Raw genomic sequence first — 17463 nt, 5'->3', positions numbered from 1 at the left:
TTATACATACGTATAACAATATGCGAGCCGCCCGCCAAGCCTTTACGCGCGAGAGCGCCGATGCCCGCCGCGCCGCGCTGATCGAGGCGACCGCGGCGTGCCTGGCCGAACATGGCCTCGCGGGGACGAATGTTCGCGCCATCTGCGCCAAAGCGGGGGTGTCGCCGGGACTGCTGCGCCATTATTTCGCGGGGATCGACGAACTGATCGCCGCGACCTATCGGGCGACGAGCGACCGGATGGAGGCGATTTTCGCCGAAGCGGTCGAAGCGGCCGGCGACGATCCGCACGCGCGGCTCTCGGCCTATCTCACCGCCAGTTTCCGCCCGCCGGTGACCGATCCCGAACTGCTCGGCGCGTGGACCGCCTTCTGGGCGCTGGCGCGCAGCGATGCACGGATGGCGCAGATTCACGCCGAAAGCTATGCGGGCTACCGCGAACGGCTTTGCGAGCTGCTGGAGGCGTGCGGCGCGTCCGACGCCGGGCGGCTGGCGATCATGCTGACCGCGATGGTCGACGGGCTGTGGCTCGAACTGTCGCTCGACCCCGCCAGCTTCGGCGCCGAGGCGGCGGCGCAGATGGTCGAGCGGGCGGTCGCGGCACTCCTCTGACCCCCGTTCCGGCCGTGAGCCCGACGCGATCGCCTCCATATCGGTGCCGGGATCGAGCAAGTCCGGCTGGGCGGACCCGCCCCCGCCGCGCAGGATGAACGCGTGAACAGCGGGGGCGAAATCCATCTGGTCCTGCCGGACCCCATCGAACGCAGCGCCTGTTTTCGGGCGCTGGCGGTCGGAACGGCGCGCGTGGTGCGCAGTTTCGCAAGCGCCGCCGACTATATCGAGGCGGATGCCGACGCCGAAGCGGCGATCCTGCTCTTCCACTGGCGCCAGCCGGGCGATGTCGGCGGGGCCGACCTGCTGACACGCGTTGCCGCCCGCGACGGCGTGATGGCCTTCGTCGCCGCCGAGCGGCTCGACGTCGCCGAAGCGGGCGCGGTGCTGCGCGGCGGCGCGCACGACCTGCTCCCCGCGCCGCTCGACCCCGGGCGGGTCAAGCGGACGGTCGAGGCGGCGCTGGGCGACTGGCACGAACGGCGGCGCGAACGCGCGGTGGCGGCCGAGGCCGAAAGCCGCCTTTCGGCGCTGACCCCGCGCGAGCGCGACATATTGGCGGCGATCGCGGCGGGATGCGGCAACAAGGCGATCGCGCGCCGGCTCGACCTCAGTCCGCGCACGGTCGAGGTGCACCGCGCCAACATCATGCGGCGTGCCGGTGCGGCCAATGTCGCCGAGCTGCTGCGCCTCACCTTCCTCGCCGAGCAGGCAAGGGGAGTGGGGGTCGATTCGGTCCGATATGGAGGCGGATCGGCCGCCGCGGCGGCCGATCAGGCGCTGGGCGGCCTATAAGGACAGGAACGGCGCACCGCCTTTGAGTTGGTCCCCAGGGGCGCAGCCGTTCACCCGCGCGGGCAACCCCACCTGGCCGCGCATCCCGGGCCGGCAGGGCATGTTCCAGCCCTGCCGGCCCTATATCCTCCTGCTATTCCGATACGACGAGCGCGCGCTGTTCGAGGCGCGCCATCGACAACAGGATCGGGTCCGACGCTTGCCGCGCGGCGAAATCTGCCTTGCTCGCCAGCCCCTGCCAGCCGATGCCGATCAGCGCCTGCGCGATCGCCCCGCCGAGCGTGTCGCCGGGGCCGGGCAGGATCAGGACGTCGGGGGCGAACTCCCTGACTGCGACCTGCACCGACAGCGCGAGGTCATAGGGCGCAAGGATCTGGTGGCCGAACGTATAGTTCCAGATTTCGGCGGGATCGCTGGAGAAGCGGCGCCAGATATGGCCGCGGCCGTCGATCATCGGGATCGCGGGCCGGTCGAACAGCGAGGGCGGCAGCTCGGCCTTCGCCTTATCCGAACTGCCGAACATCAGCGGGGTGTGGAAGGGACCGTGGCCGGCGAGGCGCAGGGGCTCGCGGCCCGGCGTCGGCGGCGCTTCGGCGAGGAGCGCGGCGAGCCCCTCTTCATTGCCCGCGAGGACGAGCATGCCGGCGAGGTCAATCGACAGCCCGAGCGCATGGCCGGGGCGCGCGGCGATGTCGGCCGCCAAGGCGAGCAACGCCTCGCGCAGCCCCGGCACCGGGCGCCATTCCTCGTCGACGACCTGCAGCAATATCTGCCCGCCGGGTCCGTGCGTCTGGCTGTTGAGCCCCATCGCGTTCGAAATGCGGAAACCGTCCTCGACCGACACCGCGCCGCCGATCGCGAGCGCGCTGTACCAGCCCATCGAATTGCCGAGGGTCGCGGCGATATCGAAGGCGTGACGATCGATGCTGAGATAATCGAGGATCGTCGCGGTGTAGATCAGCGGCGCCGCGACGTCGCCGCGCATATGCGTCGCGACGCTGAAACGCTCCGCGCCGTCGAGTTCGCTCACCGTCGGCTGGCCCCGATCGCGGCGCTGCGCGTCGAAATTCGCGATCAGCTCGGCAAAGCGGCGCCCGTGCAGCCGCGCGATGCTGCCGAGTTCGCCCTTGCCATAGGTGCCGCGTCCGGGCGCGACGACGAGGGCGGTTCTTTTTGTCGCGGTCATCCCTGCCCTCTCTTCCGTTCGTGCTGAGCTTGTCGAAGCACTGTTCTTCCTTCTGCGTCGTCAAAGAATAGGACGGCCCTTCGACAAGCTCAGGGCGAACGGTTTTGAATATCAGCTCTTGGCCAGAAGCGCGCGCGCAGCGGCGACGATCGAATCGCGGCTCGGCAACGTCAGCGTCGCCGCCTTGCCCAGCGGGATGAAGCTGTCGTCGGCGGCGAGGCGCGCGAGCGCCTTGCCCGGTGTGCGTTCGGTGAACAGCGCCATCAGCGCCTCGCTCTGCGAGCCGGTGATGCGGCATTCGTCGACGATCAGGATGCGCTTCGCGTCGCCGACCGCGGCGATGAGCTTGTCCGCATCGACCGGACCGAGCCAGCGCAAATCGATCACGCGCGCCTTGACGCCCTCATCCGCGAGCAGCTTTTCGGCCTGCCGCGAGAGATAATAGCCATTGCCATAAGTGACGATCGCAAGGTCGGTGCCGTCGCCATGCACGCCAACCTCGCCCAGCCGGATCGGCGCGCCTTCGCCCGGCGCTTCGTAGACGCTGGTCCACAGGCCGTCGCCTTCCGCATGCAGGTCGCGCGTCATGTAGAGCGCGATCGGTTCGACGAACACGACGACACGCTGCTCCTCGCGCGCCAGCCGGACGCATTCGCGCAGCATATGCACCGCATCGCGGCCGTTCGACGGCACCGCGAGGATGACGCCGGGAATGTCGCGGAACACCGCGAGGCTGTTGTCATTGTGGAAATGACCGCCGAAACCCTTCTGATAGCCGAGCCCCGCGATGCGGATGACCATCGGATTGGTATATTGCCCGTTCGAGAAGAAGCTGAGCGTCGCCGCCTCGCCGCGGATCTGGTCCTCGGCATTGTGGACATAGGCGAGGAACTGGATCTCGGGCATCGGCACGAAACCATTGTGCGCCATGCCGATTGCGAGGCCGAGGATCGCCTGTTCGTCGAGCAGCGTATTGACGACGCGCGCCGAGCCGAAACGCTGGTGGAGCTTGGCGGTGACGTTGTAGACGCCGCCCTTCGGCCCGACATCCTCGCCCATGACGGCGATTTCCTTGTGCGCGAGCATCAGGTCGGCGAGCGCCCAGGAGAGGAGCCGCGCCATATGCATCGGCTTGTCCATCTGGCCCGCATCGCTGCCGAACATCGCGACGCGATCCTCGGCCGACGGGCTGTTCGCGCGCACGAGCTCGCGCTTCGGCGGGATCAGGCTGGCCATCACGCCCGCGGGAGTGGTGATCTTCGGCCGCTTTATCGCCGCTTCGGCCTGCCGCGCGAGCGTCGCGCCGATCTCTTCATAGGCCTCGGCGATTTCGGCCGGGGTCATCCAGCCCTGTTCGGCCATCAGCGCCGCGCCCGCGAGCAGCGGGTCGCGCGCCTCGTCCGATTCGATCAGCGCTTTCGGGAGATAAGCCCCCTGCACGTCGGAACCGGCGTGGCCGTAGAGGCGCACCGTCGCCATATGGAGAAACACCGGCCTCCGCGTGCGGCGCGCAATGTCGGCAGCCTCGCGCGCGCCGGCATAGGCCGAAACGAGATCGGTCCCGTCGCACTGGATATAGTGGAGCCCGGCGCGGTGACGGAACTGCGCCTCGATCCATCCCGTCGGCGTGCGCGTCGAAATGCCGATGCCATTATCCTCGCAGAGGAAGATGAGCGGCATCGGCGAGCCCTGGAAGGCCGCCCAGCCCGCGGTGTTGAACGCGCCCTGCGCGGTCGAATGATTCGCCGAGGCGTCGCCGAAGCTCGCCAGCACCACCGCGTCGTCGGGAAGCGGCAGGCCGGTCATCCCCAGCCGCCGCGCGATACCGATCGAGAAGGCGGCGCCGACCGCCTTGGGCAGGTGCGAGGCGATCGTCGAGGTCTGCGGCGGGATGGCGAGCGGCTTCGACCCGATCACCTTGTGCCGTCCGCCCGAGATCGGGTCCTCAGCTGACGCCGCAAAGCTCAGCAGCATGTCCCACGTCGGCGTCCCGCCGGGAAGCTGTCGCGCGCGGTGGAGCTGGAAGGCGTTCGAGCGATAGTGGAGGAACGCCATGTCGGTGACGCGCAGCGCCGCCGCGACCGCGGCATTGCCCTCGTGCCCCGACGATCCGATCGTGTAGAAACCCTCGCCGCGCGCCTGCAGATGGCGCGACAGCCGGTCCATCTGGCGGCTGGTGAGCTGCGACAGGAAGATGTCGGTCGTCGCGGCGCGCGGCAGGCCGACGGCGGCGGGATCGGGCACATCGGTGCGGCGCGGCAGCGCGCCGTCCGCCAGCGCCGCGAGGAATTTTTCATGTACCGCCTGTGCCGCGTCCACCGCCATCCTCCATCCGCCGGGCCATAAGGTTACATTCGCAACCATCTGGAATCCTGCGCGCTAGAACGGGGCAACCGCGCGCGCAAGCATCTCTTGCCTTGCCGCGCCGCCTCGCGCTACCATTTGTCGCGTGAACATGCTGGGCGGGGCCATAATTTCAACATGATGTCGCTGTGGATCGCCCAGGCATCGGCCGCAGCCGCCCCGCCGAGCCAGGGGTGGCTGATCGATCCCGAACTCGTCGACCCCGCCTATAGCCAGACCATCGCGGCCGGCGATATCCAGACGCGCTTTCCCGCGCCGCCGCCGCCGACCGAGACCCCGGCGTGGATCAAGGCGCTGTTCGAAGCGATCGGCGATTTCTTCCGGTGGAGCGCGCCGGCGCTGAAACCGATGCTGTGGATCGCGGCGATCCTGCTCGCGCTGTTCCTGCTCTATCATTTCGTCCCCGCCTTTGCGCGCTGGGTCGACAATCTGCCGCTGATGCGCAAGCGGCGACCCGAGGCGGAGGAAGACGCGGTGGGTCACGCCGAGGCAGGGGCGGCGCGTGCGTTGCTCGCCGAGGCCGACGCGCTCGCCGCGGCGGGGCGCTTCGGCGAGGCGGTGCACCTGCTGCTCTATCGCAGCGTCGAGGATATCGACGGGCGGCGGCCGGGGCTCGTCCGGCCGGCGATGACCTCGCGTGAACTCGCCGAGGCGCACGACCTGCCCGCGGTCGCGCGCGGCGCCTTCAGCCGCATCGCGCGCGCGGTCGAGATCAGCCTGTTCGGCGGCCGCTCGATCGATTCGGACGCCTGGACGGCGTGCCGGTCGGCCTATGCCGAGCTGACCGTGCCCAAGAACTGGGCCCGCGCATGACCGGGGCGGCGAGCGATCATGGCTTCAATCCGCGGCTGATCGGCGGGGTCATCGCGGTCGGCGTCGTCGCCTTCATCGCGCTGTGGGCGCTGATCGCACTCGGCCCGCAACTGTCGAGCGGCAACGACGGCGGCGGGCACGCGCTGTCGAAAGGCGCGCCGGGCTATGCGGGGATCGTCGACCTGCTCGAACGCGCGGGCGCCCATGTCGAGCTGCGGCGGCGGGTCGAGCCCTATCGCTACGACGATTATACCCAGCTTGCCATCCTGACCCCGACCCACGAGACGCGGCCCGGTGCGATGCAGGAGATACTGGGGGCGCAGGGCGGCGCCCCGACGCTGATCGTGCTGCCGAAATGGCAGGTGCCGCCGATTCCGGGCCAGCGCGAAAAGCCGGGCTGGTCGGGCCCGGGATTCAGCATCCCCGCCCCGACGCGGCTGCTGCCCGCCGACTGGTTCGGCGAGGTCGAGGTGGGCAGCGAAGAGCCGAAGGGCGCGCGCGGACGCGGCACGGTCGCCGGGCGTGCGATCGACCTGCCGCTGCCCGCCGAGCTCCAGACCCTGTCGGGGCCGGACCTCGACACGCTGGTTGCGGCGCCCGGCGGCGGCGCGGTGCTGGCGCGGACGCGCGACCGCGACCTCTATATCCTCGCCGACCCCGACCTCGTCGACAATCTCGCCTTCGCATCGCGCGATACGGCGCGCGCCGGGGCGATGCTGCTCGATGCGATCGGCGAGGATGCCGACGCCGACGGCTTCGCCTTCGACCTGACCCTGAACGGCTTCGGCAGCCAGCGCTCGCTGCTCCGCTTCGCCTTCGTCCCGCCCTTCATCGGCATCACCCTGTGCCTGATCGCGGCGGGGCTGCTCGCGCTGTGGCAGGCGTGGATGCGTTTCGGCCCCGCGCTGAACCCCGGCCGCGCGATCCCGGTGTCGAAGGCGGCACTGATCGCCAACAGCGCCGACCTGATCAAGCAGGCCGGGCGCGAGCTCGACGGCGCGGGCGCCTATGTGCTGAACCAGCGCAGCGCGATCGCGCGGCGGCTGCACGCCCCCGCCGGCCTCGACGCGGGTGCGACCGACGCGTGGATCGATCGCCACCTGCCCGCGGGTGACGAGCTGTTTTCGGCGCTCGCGCGGCGGCTGCCGCTCGCGCGCAATACCCACGAGTTTCTCGCAGACGCGCAGGCGCTGCACGATATCAGGAAGGATTTGTTGCGTGACGGCTAACAGCATCGAAGGCGTCGCGGCGCTCGGCGCGGCGATCGAGGGCGAGGTCGCCAAGGCGGTGTTCGGGCAGGCGCCGCTGACCCGCATGGTGACGATCGCGCTGCTCGCGGGCGGCCATGTGCTGCTCGAAGGCCCGCCGGGAACCGCGAAGACGCTGCTCGCGCAGGCGTTCGCGCGCGCGGTCGGGCTCGAATTCGGGCGCATCCAGTTCACCCCCGACCTGATGCCCGGCGACATATTGGGGTCGAACCTGTTCAACTTCCAGACGTCGAGCTTCACCCTGACCAAGGGGCCGATCTTCACCGAGCTGCTGCTCGCCGACGAGATCAACCGCACCCCGCCCAAGACGCAGGCGGCGCTGCTCGAGGCGATGCAGGAACGCCGCGTGACGATCAACGGCGAGCCGCATGTCATGAGCCCGCGCTTCACCGTGCTCGCGACGCAGAACCCGATCGAGCAGCAGGGCGTCTATCCGCTCCCCGAGGCGCAGCTCGACCGCTTCCTGTTCAAGCTGGTGGTCGATTATCCCGAAGCCGACGAGGAGCGGCGCATCGTCGCCGACCATGGCGGGCGCTTCAAGAGCCCCGCGGTCGCCGATTTCGGCGTCGCCGAGGTCGCCGACGCGAAGAAGATCGGCGCCGCGATCGATACGATCGCGACCGTCCGTCTCGCCGACGAGGTCGTCGACTATATCGTCCGCCTCGTCCGCGCGACGCGCGAGAGCGCCGACCTCGAATGCGGCGCGAGCCCGCGCGCCGCGACGCTGCTCGCGCGTGCGGCCTGCGCAGCGGCGGCGCTCGACGGGCGCGACTATGTGATCCCCGACGACGTCCAGCGCCTCGCCGCGGGCGTGCTGCGCCACCGCGTCATCCTGTCGGCGGCGGCCGAGATCGAGGGGCGCAGCGTCGAACAGGTCGTTGCCGCACTGCTCGAGCATGAAGAGGTGCCTCGGTGATCTACCCGACCCGCCGGGCCATCTATCTGCTGCTCGCGGGCGCGCCGGTCGCGCTCGCGCTCGGGCTGATCCGGCCCGAGCTGTGGCTGGTCGCGCCCGGCTGGATCGGTTTCCTGCTCGTCTGCCTGTTTCTCGACGCGGTCGCGGGCGCCAGTCCGCGCCAGATCGCGCTCGACGCGCGCTTTCCGCACCAGGTCGGGGTCGGCGACCCCTTCGACCTGTCGCTCGTCGCCAGCGGTCCCGCCGCGGTGCCGCGCCGCGCCGAAGTCGCGCTCGCAGTCGACGAACGCATCGCACCGGGCGGCCGCATCGCGGGTGAGATGCGCGCGGCGGCAGGCGACGCCGGCACGCTGACCCGCACCCTGTCGCTTTCCGCCACCCGTCGCGGTCCGGCGCTGATCGCGGCGCTGTGGATCCGCTGGGCGGGGCCGCTCGGCCTCGTCTGGAAACAGCGCCGTTTCGCGATCGACCGTTCGATCGCCGTCGTCCCCAGCCTGCGCGCGGTGACCGAAGAGGGGCGTCGCCTGTTCCAGCGCAACAGCTGGTTCGGCCTCCGGCAACAGCGCCTGCGCGGCGAGGGCAGCGAGTATGAGGCGCTCGCCGAATATCAGCCCGGCATGGACCGCCGCGCGATCGACTGGAGCGCCTCGGCGCGCCACGTCAAGCTGCTCGCCAAGGAATATCGCGTCGAGCGCGACAATCGCGTCGTGCTGGCGATCGACGCCGGGCGGACGATGGCCGAGCCCGTCGGCGGCATGCCGCGCGTCGACCGCGCGGTGTCGGCGGCGCTGCTGCTCGCCTATGCCGGGCTGAAGCTCGGCGACCGGATCAGCCTCTTCTCCTTCGCCGCCAAACCGCAGGCGCTGACCCCCGCCTATATGCACACGCAGGATTTTCCGGCCTTGCAGCGCGCCGCGAGCCGGATCGACTATGCGCATGTCGAAAGCAATTTCACCCTCGCGCTGACGACGCTGTCGGCGGCGCTCAACCGCCGCTCGCTGATCATATTGTTCACCGAATTCACCGACGCGACCAGCGCCGACCTGATGATCCGTGCCGCCGGAAGGCTGGCGAAGACGCATCGGCTGCTGTTCGTGGTGATCCGCGACGAGGAGCTGGAGAGCGAGGAACGCCGCCGCCCCGAAAGCGCCGCCGACGTCACCCGCGCCAATGTCGCCGCGGCGATGCTGCGCGATCGCCAGCTCGTCATCGCGCGGTTGCAACGGCTGGGGGCCGACGTGGTCGAGGTGCCGGCCGACGCGATGGGGGCGAGCGTCGTCGAGGCTTATCTGGGGATCAAGCGCGAGGGCAGCCTGTGATGATCGGTTCCGCCCCGCCAATCGGCATCGAGACGCCGGCCTTTTCGACCGGCCGCTTTCGCGCCGAGCGCGAGGCCGACTGGATCGCTTTCGACGCTTTGCTCACCCGGCTCGAGAAGAAGGGCGCGAAGGCACTGTCGAGCGACGAGCTGCTGCAGCTCCCCCTCCTCTATCGCGCCACCCTGTCGTCGCTGTCGATCGCGCGCGCGACGAGCCTCGACAAGGCGTTGCTGGGCCATCTCGAGGCGTTGTCGATCCGCGGCTATTTCCTGATCTATGGCGTGCGCCAGTCGCGGCTCGACCGGCTGAAGCGCTTTTTCCTTCACGACTGGCCCGCGGCGGTGCGGTCGGTGTGGAAGGAGACGATCATCATCGCGCTGATCCTGCTGCTCGGCGCGCTGACGAGCTGGATGCTCGTCACCCACAATCCCGAATGGTATTATAATTTCATCCCCGAAGGACTGGCGGGCGGGCGCGATCCGCGCGCGAGCGTCGAATTCCTGCAGGGCACGATCGGCCACGGCAAGGCGGCGGGCGAGCAGGAGGGCGCGCTGCACATGTTCGCGACCTATTTGTTCACCCACAACAGCCAGGTGTCGATCATGTCCTTCGCATTGGGGTTCGCCTTCGGCGTGCCGACGATGATGCTCGAATATTATCAGGGCATTACTCTCGGCGCGATGGTGGCGGTGTTCACGTCGAAGGGGCTCGGCTTCGATTTCGGCGGCTGGCTGTTCATCCACGGCACGACCGAACTGTTCGCCGCCGCGCTGTCGGGCGCGGCGGGGCTGCGGATCGGCGCCGCGGTGGTCTTTCCCGGCGCGCGCGGCCGGCTCCAGGCGGCGGCCGATGCCGGGCGGACCGCGGGCAAGGTGATGGTCGGGGTGATCATCATGCTCCTCGTCGCCGGATTGCTCGAAGGCTTCGGACGCCAGCTGATCACCGACACGCTGCTGCGCTACGGGGTCGGGACGATGATGCTGCTTTTCTGGCTCGGCTATTATTACCTCCCGCGCCGGGACGCCGCGGCATGACCGCGGCCGCCGCGAACGCGCGCGCGCAGGCCGTGCGCAAGAGCAAGATCCGCCAGTTCGTGACCCCCGAGGGCGTCGACCTCGAAATCCGGATCGCGAGCGCCGGGCTGCGGCTCGGCGCGCTGGTCATCGACGTCTGCCTGATCCAGCTCATCCTCATCGGCTTCACCTTGCTGATGATCTGGGTGTTCGGCGCATCCGAATCGTCGATCGCGATCAGCATCTGGATGCTCGGCGCCTTCCTGCTGCGTACCTTCTGGTTCATCGGCTTCGAGCTGGGGCAGCGCGCGGCGACGCCGGGCAAAAGGCTCGTCGGCATCCGCGTCGTCGCGCGCGACGGCGGGCGGCTGACCGCCGACGCGGTGGTGGCGCGCAACCTGATCCGCGAGCTTGAAATCTTCCTGCCGCTGACTTTCATCGGGTTCAGCGCCGCCGAGGATATGGCGAGCTGGTGGACGATGCTCGCGGGTTTCGTCTGGTCGCTGACCCTCAGCCTGTTCCTGCTGTTCAACCGCGACCGGATGCGGATGGGCGACCTGATCGCCGGCACCTGGGTCGTGATGGCCGAGCGGGTGAAGCTCGACCGCGACATCGCCGCGAGCGCCGAAGCCGCCGTCGGGGCGCTGACCTTCAGCGACGCCGAACTCTCCGTGTACGGCATTTTCGAGCTGCAGGAGCTCGAACGCGTGATCCGTGCCGGCGACGCGCGCGCGATGCGCGAGGTCGCCGATACGATCCGCGCGAAGATCGGGCGGCCTGTCGCCGAAGAGGATGACGTCTTCCTGCTTTCCTATTATCGCCAGCTAAAGGCCCGGCTCGAACGCAAATTGCTGTTCGGCAAGCGCCGCGAGGACAAATATGCCAGCGACTGACACGCCCTCCCTTTCCGTCACCGAATCTCTCCACCGCCGCCGTTCGGTGCGCGCCTTCACCGACGAACCGGTCGATCCGGCGGTGCTCGAGGCGGTCTTCGCCGCGGCGCAGCGCGCACCTTCGGGCGGCAACCTCCAGCCGTGGCAGGCGACGCTCGTCACCGGCGCGCCGTGGCAGGCGGTGAAGGACGCGGTCGCGGCGCGCATCGCGATGGGGCGCGAGGGCTATCAGGCAGAATATGACATCTACCCGCGCGGCCTGACCGATCCCTGGGAAAGCCGCCGCTTCGGCGTCGGCGAGGCGCTCTACGCCTCGCTCGGCATCCCGCGCGATGACAAGAAGGCACGGCTCGGCCAGTTCATGCAGAATTACCGCGGCTTCGGCGCCCCGGTGATGCTCTTCCTCCACTGCTCGCGCCTCATGGGGCCGCCGCAATGGTCTGACATGGGCATGTGGCTGCAATCGGTGATGCTGCTGCTCGTCGAACACGGCCTCGCGAGCTGCCCGCAGGAATGCTGGGCGATGTACGGCGCCACGGTGCGCGAGACGCTGGGGCTCGGCGAAGAGCAGATATTGTTCACCGGGCTCGCGATCGGCCACGCCGACACCGGCGCGGCGGTGAACCAATGGCCGGTGCCGCGCGTTGGATTGGACGAAGTGATCGATTGGCGGGGATTCGACCGATGAACAGAGTTGGCGCAACCCGTTACGGCATCGCGATCCCGCTGATCCTGCTCGCCGCGAGCTGTACCGCGATCCCAACGCCCGAGGCGCCGCCCCCCGCGCCCCAGCCCGCCGCCGCCCCGCCGCCGCCCGCCGCGCCATCGCCCGCTATACCGTGGGATCAGCGCGCGCTCGACAGCGGCGCCTGGCGCTACGACGCGGGCAGCCGGACCGCATCCTTCGTCCAGACCGCAGGTGCCAACCCGCTCGTCACCCTCGTGTGCAGCGGGAGCGGCATCCGCCTTTCCGCCGGGCTCGGATCGGCGGGCCAGCCGCTCGACGTCGCACTGAGAACCAGTGCGGGCACCGATCGACTGCGCTTCGACGGCGCCGGCACGACCTTCCCCGCACGCGACCCCCGGCTCGACCGCATCGCCTTCAGCCGCGGCCGCTTCGCGCTCGAAGCGAGCAACGGCAGCACGCTGACCCTGCCGGTGCAGTCGGAGATCGGCCGCGTGATCGAGGATTGCCGGTAGCCAACGTCGCCCCTGCGAAAGCAGGGGCCGCTGGAGATTCCATTCCAGCATCGCAGGACAAGGACGATGACGACCCCTGCTTTCGCAGGGGCGACGGCTTAGAGCCTGATGACATGGCTTTGATCCACCGTGACGGAGCCGATTTTGGCTCAGTGCGAGGCGCGAGGAGGGAGCGATGCCGAAGCATCGTGACCGACGAGCAACGCGGCAATGGGCCAAAAGCGGCCCGCCCCGCAGGGGTCGCCCTGTGAAGGACGCCGGACATCGTCGCGGGTCTTGCACGGGCCACCAGCCCGCGCTGCGCCCCGCTCCTCGCCGGCGTCCTTCACAGGGCGATCACGATGGGGCAAAGCCATGTCATCAGGCTCTAAGTCAGGCCCCCAGCCGCACGGTGCCGCCGCGGATCCAGCCCCAGCGGCACGGCCCCTGATATTCGCGCGCGCTGGCGACCGAGCGGCCGATGCCGCACATGTCCTTGTCGGTGCCCGGCGCGGGGAAGACGATGCCGAACCAGGCGTCGTTGTCGGCCGCCTCGCACAGCGACACCGGCGTGCCGCCCGCGAGCTTCGCCTTGACGGCGCGCGTCTCGCCCGGCGCCCAATAGACGTCGGTGCCGCCGTCCTTGACGCGGCTGATGCTCGAGCAGGCGGGGAGCGTCGGTCCTTCGGTGCCGATCATCACCGCGCGCGTCGCGACCGGCTCGCCGCCCGCGACCCTGGCATTGTCGGCGGGCGGCGCGGGCTGCGAGCAGCCGGCGAGCGCGAGCGCCGAAAGGGTGAGGGCGGCGAGGATGGGGCGAAGCGGAAGGGGCGATGTCATGCCGGTGAAACTAGCCGCCGCGAGGCGTGGGTGCAACGCCCCGCGCAAGCGCGCGCAGAGGCGCATTTTCGCTTGGGTTTTGCCGCCCCCGACCCTATATGATGGGCATGACGGACACCCCTGAAAACCTGGCGCCCGAAGGCGGCGCCAAGCAGCCCAATGCCAACGCCTATGGCGCCGATTCGATCAAGGTGCTGAAGGGCCTCGACGCGGTGCGCAAGCGGCCGGGCATGTATATCGGCGACACCGACGACGGGTCGGGGCTGCATCACATGGTGTTCGAAGTGTCGGACAATGCGATCGACGAGGCGCTCGCGGGGCATTGCGACCTCGTCCTGATCACGCTCAACAGCGACGGATCGGTCAGCGTCGAGGACAATGGCCGCGGCATCCCGACCGGCATCCACGCCGAGGAGGGCATTTCGGCGGCCGAGGTCATCATGACCCAGCTCCACGCCGGCGGGAAGTTCGAGAATACGAGCGACGACAATGCCTACAAGGTGTCGGGCGGCCTCCACGGCGTCGGCGTTTCGGTGGTGAACGCGCTGTCGGAATGGCTCGAACTGACGATCTGGCGCGATGGCGAAGAGCATTGGATGCGCTTCGAGCATGGCGATTCGGTCGCTCCGCTCGTCGTCCGCGGCCCCGCCCCCGCGGGCAAGAAGGGCACGCGCGTCACCTTTCAGGCGTCGACCGAGACGTTCAAGAATGTCACCGAATTCGATTTCGAGAAGCTCGAGCACCGCTATCGCGAGCTCGCCTTCCTGAACTCGGGCGTCCGCATCAAGCTGGTCGACGCGCGCCATGCCGAGCATGAAACGCACGACCTGTTCTACGAGGGCGGGATCGCGGCGTTCGTCAAATATCTCGACCGCAACAAGAATGCGCTGCTGCCCGATCCGATCGCGATCAGCAGCGAGCGCGACGGCATCGGCATCGACGTCGCGCTCGAGTGGAACGACAGCTATTATGAAAATGTCCTCTGCTTCACCAACAACATCCCGCAGCGCGACGGCGGCACGCACCTCGCCGCCTTCCGCGCCGCGCTGACGCGCACCCTCAACGGCTATGGCGAGAAGTCGGGGCTGCTCAAGAAGGAGAAGGTCAGCCTGACCGGCGAGGACATGCGCGAAGGGCTGACCGCGATCGTCTCGGTCAAGCTGCCCGATCCCAAGTTCAGCTCGCAGACCAAGGACAAGCTCGTGTCGTCCGAGGTCCGCCAGCCGCTCGAAAGCCTGATGGCCGACCGGATGACCGAATGGCTCGAGGAAAACCCCTCGCACGCCAAGACGGTGATCCAGAAGGTCGTCGACGCCGCCGCCGCACGCGAAGCCGCGAAAAAGGCGCGCGAGCTGACGCGGCGCAAGGGCGCGATGGACATCGCCAGCCTGCCCGGCAAGCTCGCCGACTGCCAGGAGCGTGATCCCAGCAAGTGCGAGCTGTTCCTGGTCGAGGGCGACTCGGCGGGCGGCTCGGCGAAGCAGGGCCGCGACCGCCATGTCCAGGCGATCCTGCCGCTGAAGGGCAAGATCTTGAACGTCGAGCGCGCGCGCTTCGACCGCATCATCTCGTCGAAGGAAGTCGGAACGCTGATCCAGGCGCTCGGCACCGGAATCCGCGACGAATTCACGATCGACAAGCTGCGCTATCACAAGATCGTGATCATGACCGACGCCGACGTCGACGGCGCGCATATCCGCACGCTGCTGTTGACCTTCTTCTATCGCCAGATGCCCGAGATCATCGAGAACGGCCATCTCTACATCGCCCAGCCGCCGCTCTACAAGGTCGCGAAGGGGCGGAGCGAGGTCTATCTCAAGGACGATACCGCGCTCGAAAATTATCTCGTCGACGCGGGCATCGACGCGCTGCTGCTCGAAAGCGCGGGCGGAGCGCGGTCGGGGCAGGATCTGCGCGGGCTGATCGACCATGCGCGCCGGCTCCGCGCGCTGATGCGCTATGTGCCGCGCACGCTCGACCATGCGCTCGTCGAGGCGCTGGCGCTGACCGGCGCGCTCGATCCGGCGCTCGACACGGCGGGGCGGCTCAGCGCCGCGGCGACCGCCGCGCAGTGGCTGGGCGCTGCCGAGCGCGCGCTGACCGGTGGCAATGAGGCGGTGTGGACCGTCGAGGCGGTCGAAGGCGGCGGCTACACGCTCGAACGCCGCTGGCGCGGGGTCAGCGACCACCATGTCGTCGACGCCGCTTTCCTCGCGAGCCAGGAGGCGCGCCGCCTCCACAAGCTCGCGGGCGAACAGGCCGAAACCTATGCCGGCCCCGCGCGGCTGGTGAAGGCGAGCGGCGCGGCCACGGTCGAAGCCGAGCCCGCCGACGAGGACGGCGAGGGCGAGACCGCCGCGGCACCGAGCGCCAAGGCCAGCCCGGTGACGCGCCCGTCCGAATTGCTCGACGCGATCTTCGCGCACAGCCGCAAGGGGCTCAGCATCAGCCGCTACAAGGGGCTGGGCGAGATGAACGCCGAGCAATTGTGGGAAACCACGCTCGACCCCGCCAACCGCTCGCTGCTGCGCGTCGAGGCCGAACAGGCCGACGTCGCGCACGAAATCTTCGAGCGATTGATGGGCGACGAGGTCGAGCCGCGACGCGATTTCATCCAGACCAACGCGCTGTCGGTGGCCAATCTCGACGTCTGATCGCCGAAACGGCTAGGCGCAGTTTCCGCCCAGCGCGGCGCTGACGCCTTGCGGCCCGGCGCGCGCGCTGCTTGATGCCGCCCACCTGACAAGGGGGAGGCTGATATGCGCCGCTTTATGGTCATGGCCCTGCCGCTGCTGCTCGCGATTCCGGTCGCCGCGCAGGAGCAGAATGCCGACGACAGCACAGAGATCGGCAGCGGGATGGCGAGCTATTATGGCGACGAGCTCGCCGGCAACCGCACCGCGAGCGGCGAGCGTTTCGACCCCGACGAGCTGACCGCTGCGCACCGCACCCTCGCCTTCGGCAGCCGGGTGCGCGTCACCAACATGGCCAACGGCAAGAGCGTCGTCGTCCGCATCAACGACCGTGGCCCGTTCAGCCGCGGCCGGGTGATCGACGTCAGCCACGCCGCCGCGCGCGAGATCGGCATGCACCGCAGCGGCACCGCGAAGGTCAGCATGACGCTGCTCGACGCGGATGCCGATGTTGCTGACGGCGCCGAGGGGACCGAGGTCGCCGGCGTCGCCGACTGATCCTCAGTCGAACACCGACCAGCCCGCCGCATAGGCGAAATGTTCGAGGGCGAGCGCGCCGACGCGCGAGGTGCCCGCCTCGGTGAGCCCCGGCGACCAGACCGCGATCGACCCCTGCCCCGGCGCGATGCACAAGATGCCGCCGCCGACCCCGCTCTTGCCCGGCAGGCCGACGCGAAAGGCGAACTCGCCCGAATTGTCGTAATGGCCGCAGAGCATCATGATGGCGTTGATGCGGCGCGCGCGGTGCGGTTCGATCAATTGCTCGCCGGTCAGCGGGTCGCGGCCGTCCATCGCGAGGAACAGCCCCGCGCGCGCGAGCTGGCGGCAGCTCATCGCGATCGCGCATTGGCGGAAATAGACCGACAGCACGGTTTCGACCGGGTGGCGGAGATTGCCGAACGACGCCATGAAATGAGCGAGGGCGCGGTTGCGCGCGCCGGTTTCGGATTCGGACGCCGCGACCTCGGGGTCGATCGCGACCCCCGCATCGCCGGCGCGGGCGCGGATGAAATCGAGAATCTCGTCGACCGCCGCGTCGGCGCTGCGCGTGTCGATCAGCCGGTCGCTCGTCGCGATCGCGCCCGCGTTGATCAACGGATTGCGCGGGATGCCGCCCTCGCTTTCGAGCTGGACGATCGAGTTGAAGGCGCTGCCCGACGGCTCGCGTCCGACCCCGTCCCACAGCGCGCTGCCGACGCGCCGCAGCGCGAGCGCGAGGGTGAAGACCTTCGACACCGACTGGATCGAGAAGGGCTCGTCGGCGTCGCCGCGCGCATGGACGGTGCCGTCGGGGAGCGCGAGCGCGAAGCCGAAGCGGTTCGGATCGACCTTCGCCAGCGCCGGAATATAATCGGCGACGCGCCCCGTCCCGCGGTGGGGAAGCGCCTGCTCATAGGCTTCGGCAACGCAGCGCGCGAGATGGTTGGTCATGACATAGGGGTAACGCAAGATTGCGATGGAATGAAACGCCTTTCCTGTCCGGGGCGACATCCATTCCCCACGTCATGCTGAACTTGTTTCAGCATCCATGACCGGCCCTCTCCTCAAACGCCATACGGGTCGAAAGGATCGG

16 protein-coding genes are annotated in these 17463 nt (G+C 69.1%); 12 read left to right on the top strand and 4 right to left on the bottom strand.

Translation table 11 applies throughout. The annotated features are described in order from the left end of the window. Positions 1 to 20 precede the first annotated feature (20 nt). Together ACOTSS_RS18640 and ACOTSS_RS18635 are read left to right on the top strand one after the other, a co-directional pair. Positions 21 to 611, top strand: a complete 591-nt coding sequence (locus ACOTSS_RS18640) for a TetR family transcriptional regulator C-terminal domain-containing protein (protein ID WP_448689446.1) — start codon at positions 21 to 23, stop codon at positions 609 to 611. A 102-nt stretch (positions 612 to 713) separates the two neighbouring features. Beyond that, positions 714 to 1406: a response regulator transcription factor gene (locus ACOTSS_RS18635; protein ID WP_448689445.1), complete on the top strand. Its 693-nt coding sequence runs from the start codon at positions 714 to 716 to the stop codon at positions 1404 to 1406. A 133-nt stretch (positions 1407 to 1539) separates the two neighbouring features. Here the strand turns inward: ACOTSS_RS18635 and ACOTSS_RS18630 are convergent, their stop codons facing one another. Continuing rightward, complete coding sequence (locus tag ACOTSS_RS18630; protein WP_448689444.1) at positions 1540 to 2592, bottom strand: ACP S-malonyltransferase; 1053 nt, start codon at positions 2590 to 2592, stop codon at positions 1540 to 1542. 111 nt (positions 2593 to 2703) lie between these two features. After that, a complete protein-coding gene (locus tag ACOTSS_RS18625; RefSeq protein WP_448689443.1) occupies positions 2704 to 4917 on the bottom strand; it encodes a dehydrogenase E1 component subunit alpha/beta in 2214 nt (737 codons plus the stop codon). A gap of 156 nt (positions 4918 to 5073) precedes the next feature. Between ACOTSS_RS18625 and ACOTSS_RS18620 the strand changes: the two genes are divergently transcribed. Genes ACOTSS_RS18620 through ACOTSS_RS18585 form a run of 8 tightly spaced genes read left to right on the top strand, consistent with a single transcriptional unit; the run spans position 5074 to position 12378 of the window. Next, the gene (locus ACOTSS_RS18620; protein ID WP_448689442.1) at positions 5074 to 5769 is read left to right on the top strand and encodes a DUF4129 domain-containing protein; all 696 of its coding nucleotides are present in this window, start codon (positions 5074 to 5076) and stop codon (positions 5767 to 5769) included. Beyond that, a complete protein-coding gene (locus ACOTSS_RS18615; RefSeq protein ID WP_448689441.1) occupies positions 5766 to 6998 on the top strand; it encodes a DUF4350 domain-containing protein in 1233 nt (410 codons plus the stop codon). The genes ACOTSS_RS18620 and ACOTSS_RS18615 overlap by 4 nt, the downstream gene beginning before the upstream one ends. Next, positions 6988 to 7953 carry an AAA family ATPase gene (locus tag ACOTSS_RS18610; RefSeq protein WP_448689440.1) on the top strand — a complete coding sequence of 322 codons (966 nt, stop codon included), beginning with the start codon at positions 6988 to 6990 and terminating at the stop codon, positions 7951 to 7953. The genes ACOTSS_RS18615 and ACOTSS_RS18610 overlap by 11 nt, the downstream gene beginning before the upstream one ends. After that, complete coding sequence (locus ACOTSS_RS18605; RefSeq protein ID WP_448689439.1) at positions 7950 to 9272, top strand: DUF58 domain-containing protein; 1323 nt, start codon at positions 7950 to 7952, stop codon at positions 9270 to 9272. The genes ACOTSS_RS18610 and ACOTSS_RS18605 overlap by 4 nt, the downstream gene beginning before the upstream one ends. After that, positions 9272 to 10306 carry a stage II sporulation protein M gene (locus ACOTSS_RS18600; RefSeq protein ID WP_448689438.1) on the top strand — a complete coding sequence of 345 codons (1035 nt, stop codon included), beginning with the start codon at positions 9272 to 9274 and terminating at the stop codon, positions 10304 to 10306. Before ACOTSS_RS18605 ends, ACOTSS_RS18600 begins: the two co-directional genes overlap by 1 nt. Then, on the top strand, positions 10303 to 11178 hold the full coding sequence (locus ACOTSS_RS18595; RefSeq protein ID WP_448689437.1) for an RDD family protein: 876 nt from the start codon (positions 10303 to 10305) through the stop codon (positions 11176 to 11178). Before ACOTSS_RS18600 ends, ACOTSS_RS18595 begins: the two co-directional genes overlap by 4 nt. Beyond that, positions 11165 to 11866 carry a nitroreductase gene (locus tag ACOTSS_RS18590; protein WP_448689436.1) on the top strand — a complete coding sequence of 234 codons (702 nt, stop codon included), beginning with the start codon at positions 11165 to 11167 and terminating at the stop codon, positions 11864 to 11866. The genes ACOTSS_RS18595 and ACOTSS_RS18590 overlap by 14 nt, the downstream gene beginning before the upstream one ends. Continuing rightward, positions 11863 to 12378, top strand: a complete 516-nt coding sequence (locus ACOTSS_RS18585) for a hypothetical protein (protein ID WP_448689435.1) — start codon at positions 11863 to 11865, stop codon at positions 12376 to 12378. The genes ACOTSS_RS18590 and ACOTSS_RS18585 overlap by 4 nt, the downstream gene beginning before the upstream one ends. A gap of 372 nt (positions 12379 to 12750) precedes the next feature. Here ACOTSS_RS18585 and ACOTSS_RS18580 read toward each other — a convergent pair whose 3' ends face one another. Further along, positions 12751 to 13197, bottom strand: a complete 447-nt coding sequence (locus ACOTSS_RS18580; RefSeq protein WP_448689434.1) for a hypothetical protein — start codon at positions 13195 to 13197, stop codon at positions 12751 to 12753. A gap of 107 nt (positions 13198 to 13304) precedes the next feature. Between ACOTSS_RS18580 and gyrB the strand changes: the two genes are divergently transcribed. Together gyrB and ACOTSS_RS18570 are read left to right on the top strand one after the other, a co-directional pair. Then, a complete protein-coding gene (gene gyrB, locus ACOTSS_RS18575) occupies positions 13305 to 15851 on the top strand; it encodes a DNA topoisomerase (ATP-hydrolyzing) subunit B (RefSeq protein WP_448689433.1) in 2547 nt (848 codons plus the stop codon). A 105-nt stretch (positions 15852 to 15956) separates the two neighbouring features. Next, the gene (locus ACOTSS_RS18570; protein ID WP_448689432.1) at positions 15957 to 16388 is read left to right on the top strand and encodes a septal ring lytic transglycosylase RlpA family protein; all 432 of its coding nucleotides are present in this window, start codon (positions 15957 to 15959) and stop codon (positions 16386 to 16388) included. Between the two features lie 3 nt (positions 16389 to 16391). Here the strand turns inward: ACOTSS_RS18570 and ACOTSS_RS18565 are convergent, their stop codons facing one another. Next, positions 16392 to 17321, bottom strand: coding sequence for a glutaminase (locus ACOTSS_RS18565; RefSeq protein ID WP_448689431.1), 930 nt, complete (start codon positions 17319 to 17321; stop codon positions 16392 to 16394). Positions 17322 to 17463 lie beyond the last annotated feature (142 nt).

Source organism: Sphingopyxis sp. NJF-3, assembly GCF_053514865.1.
This window is presented reverse-complemented; position numbering and strand designations above follow the sequence as displayed.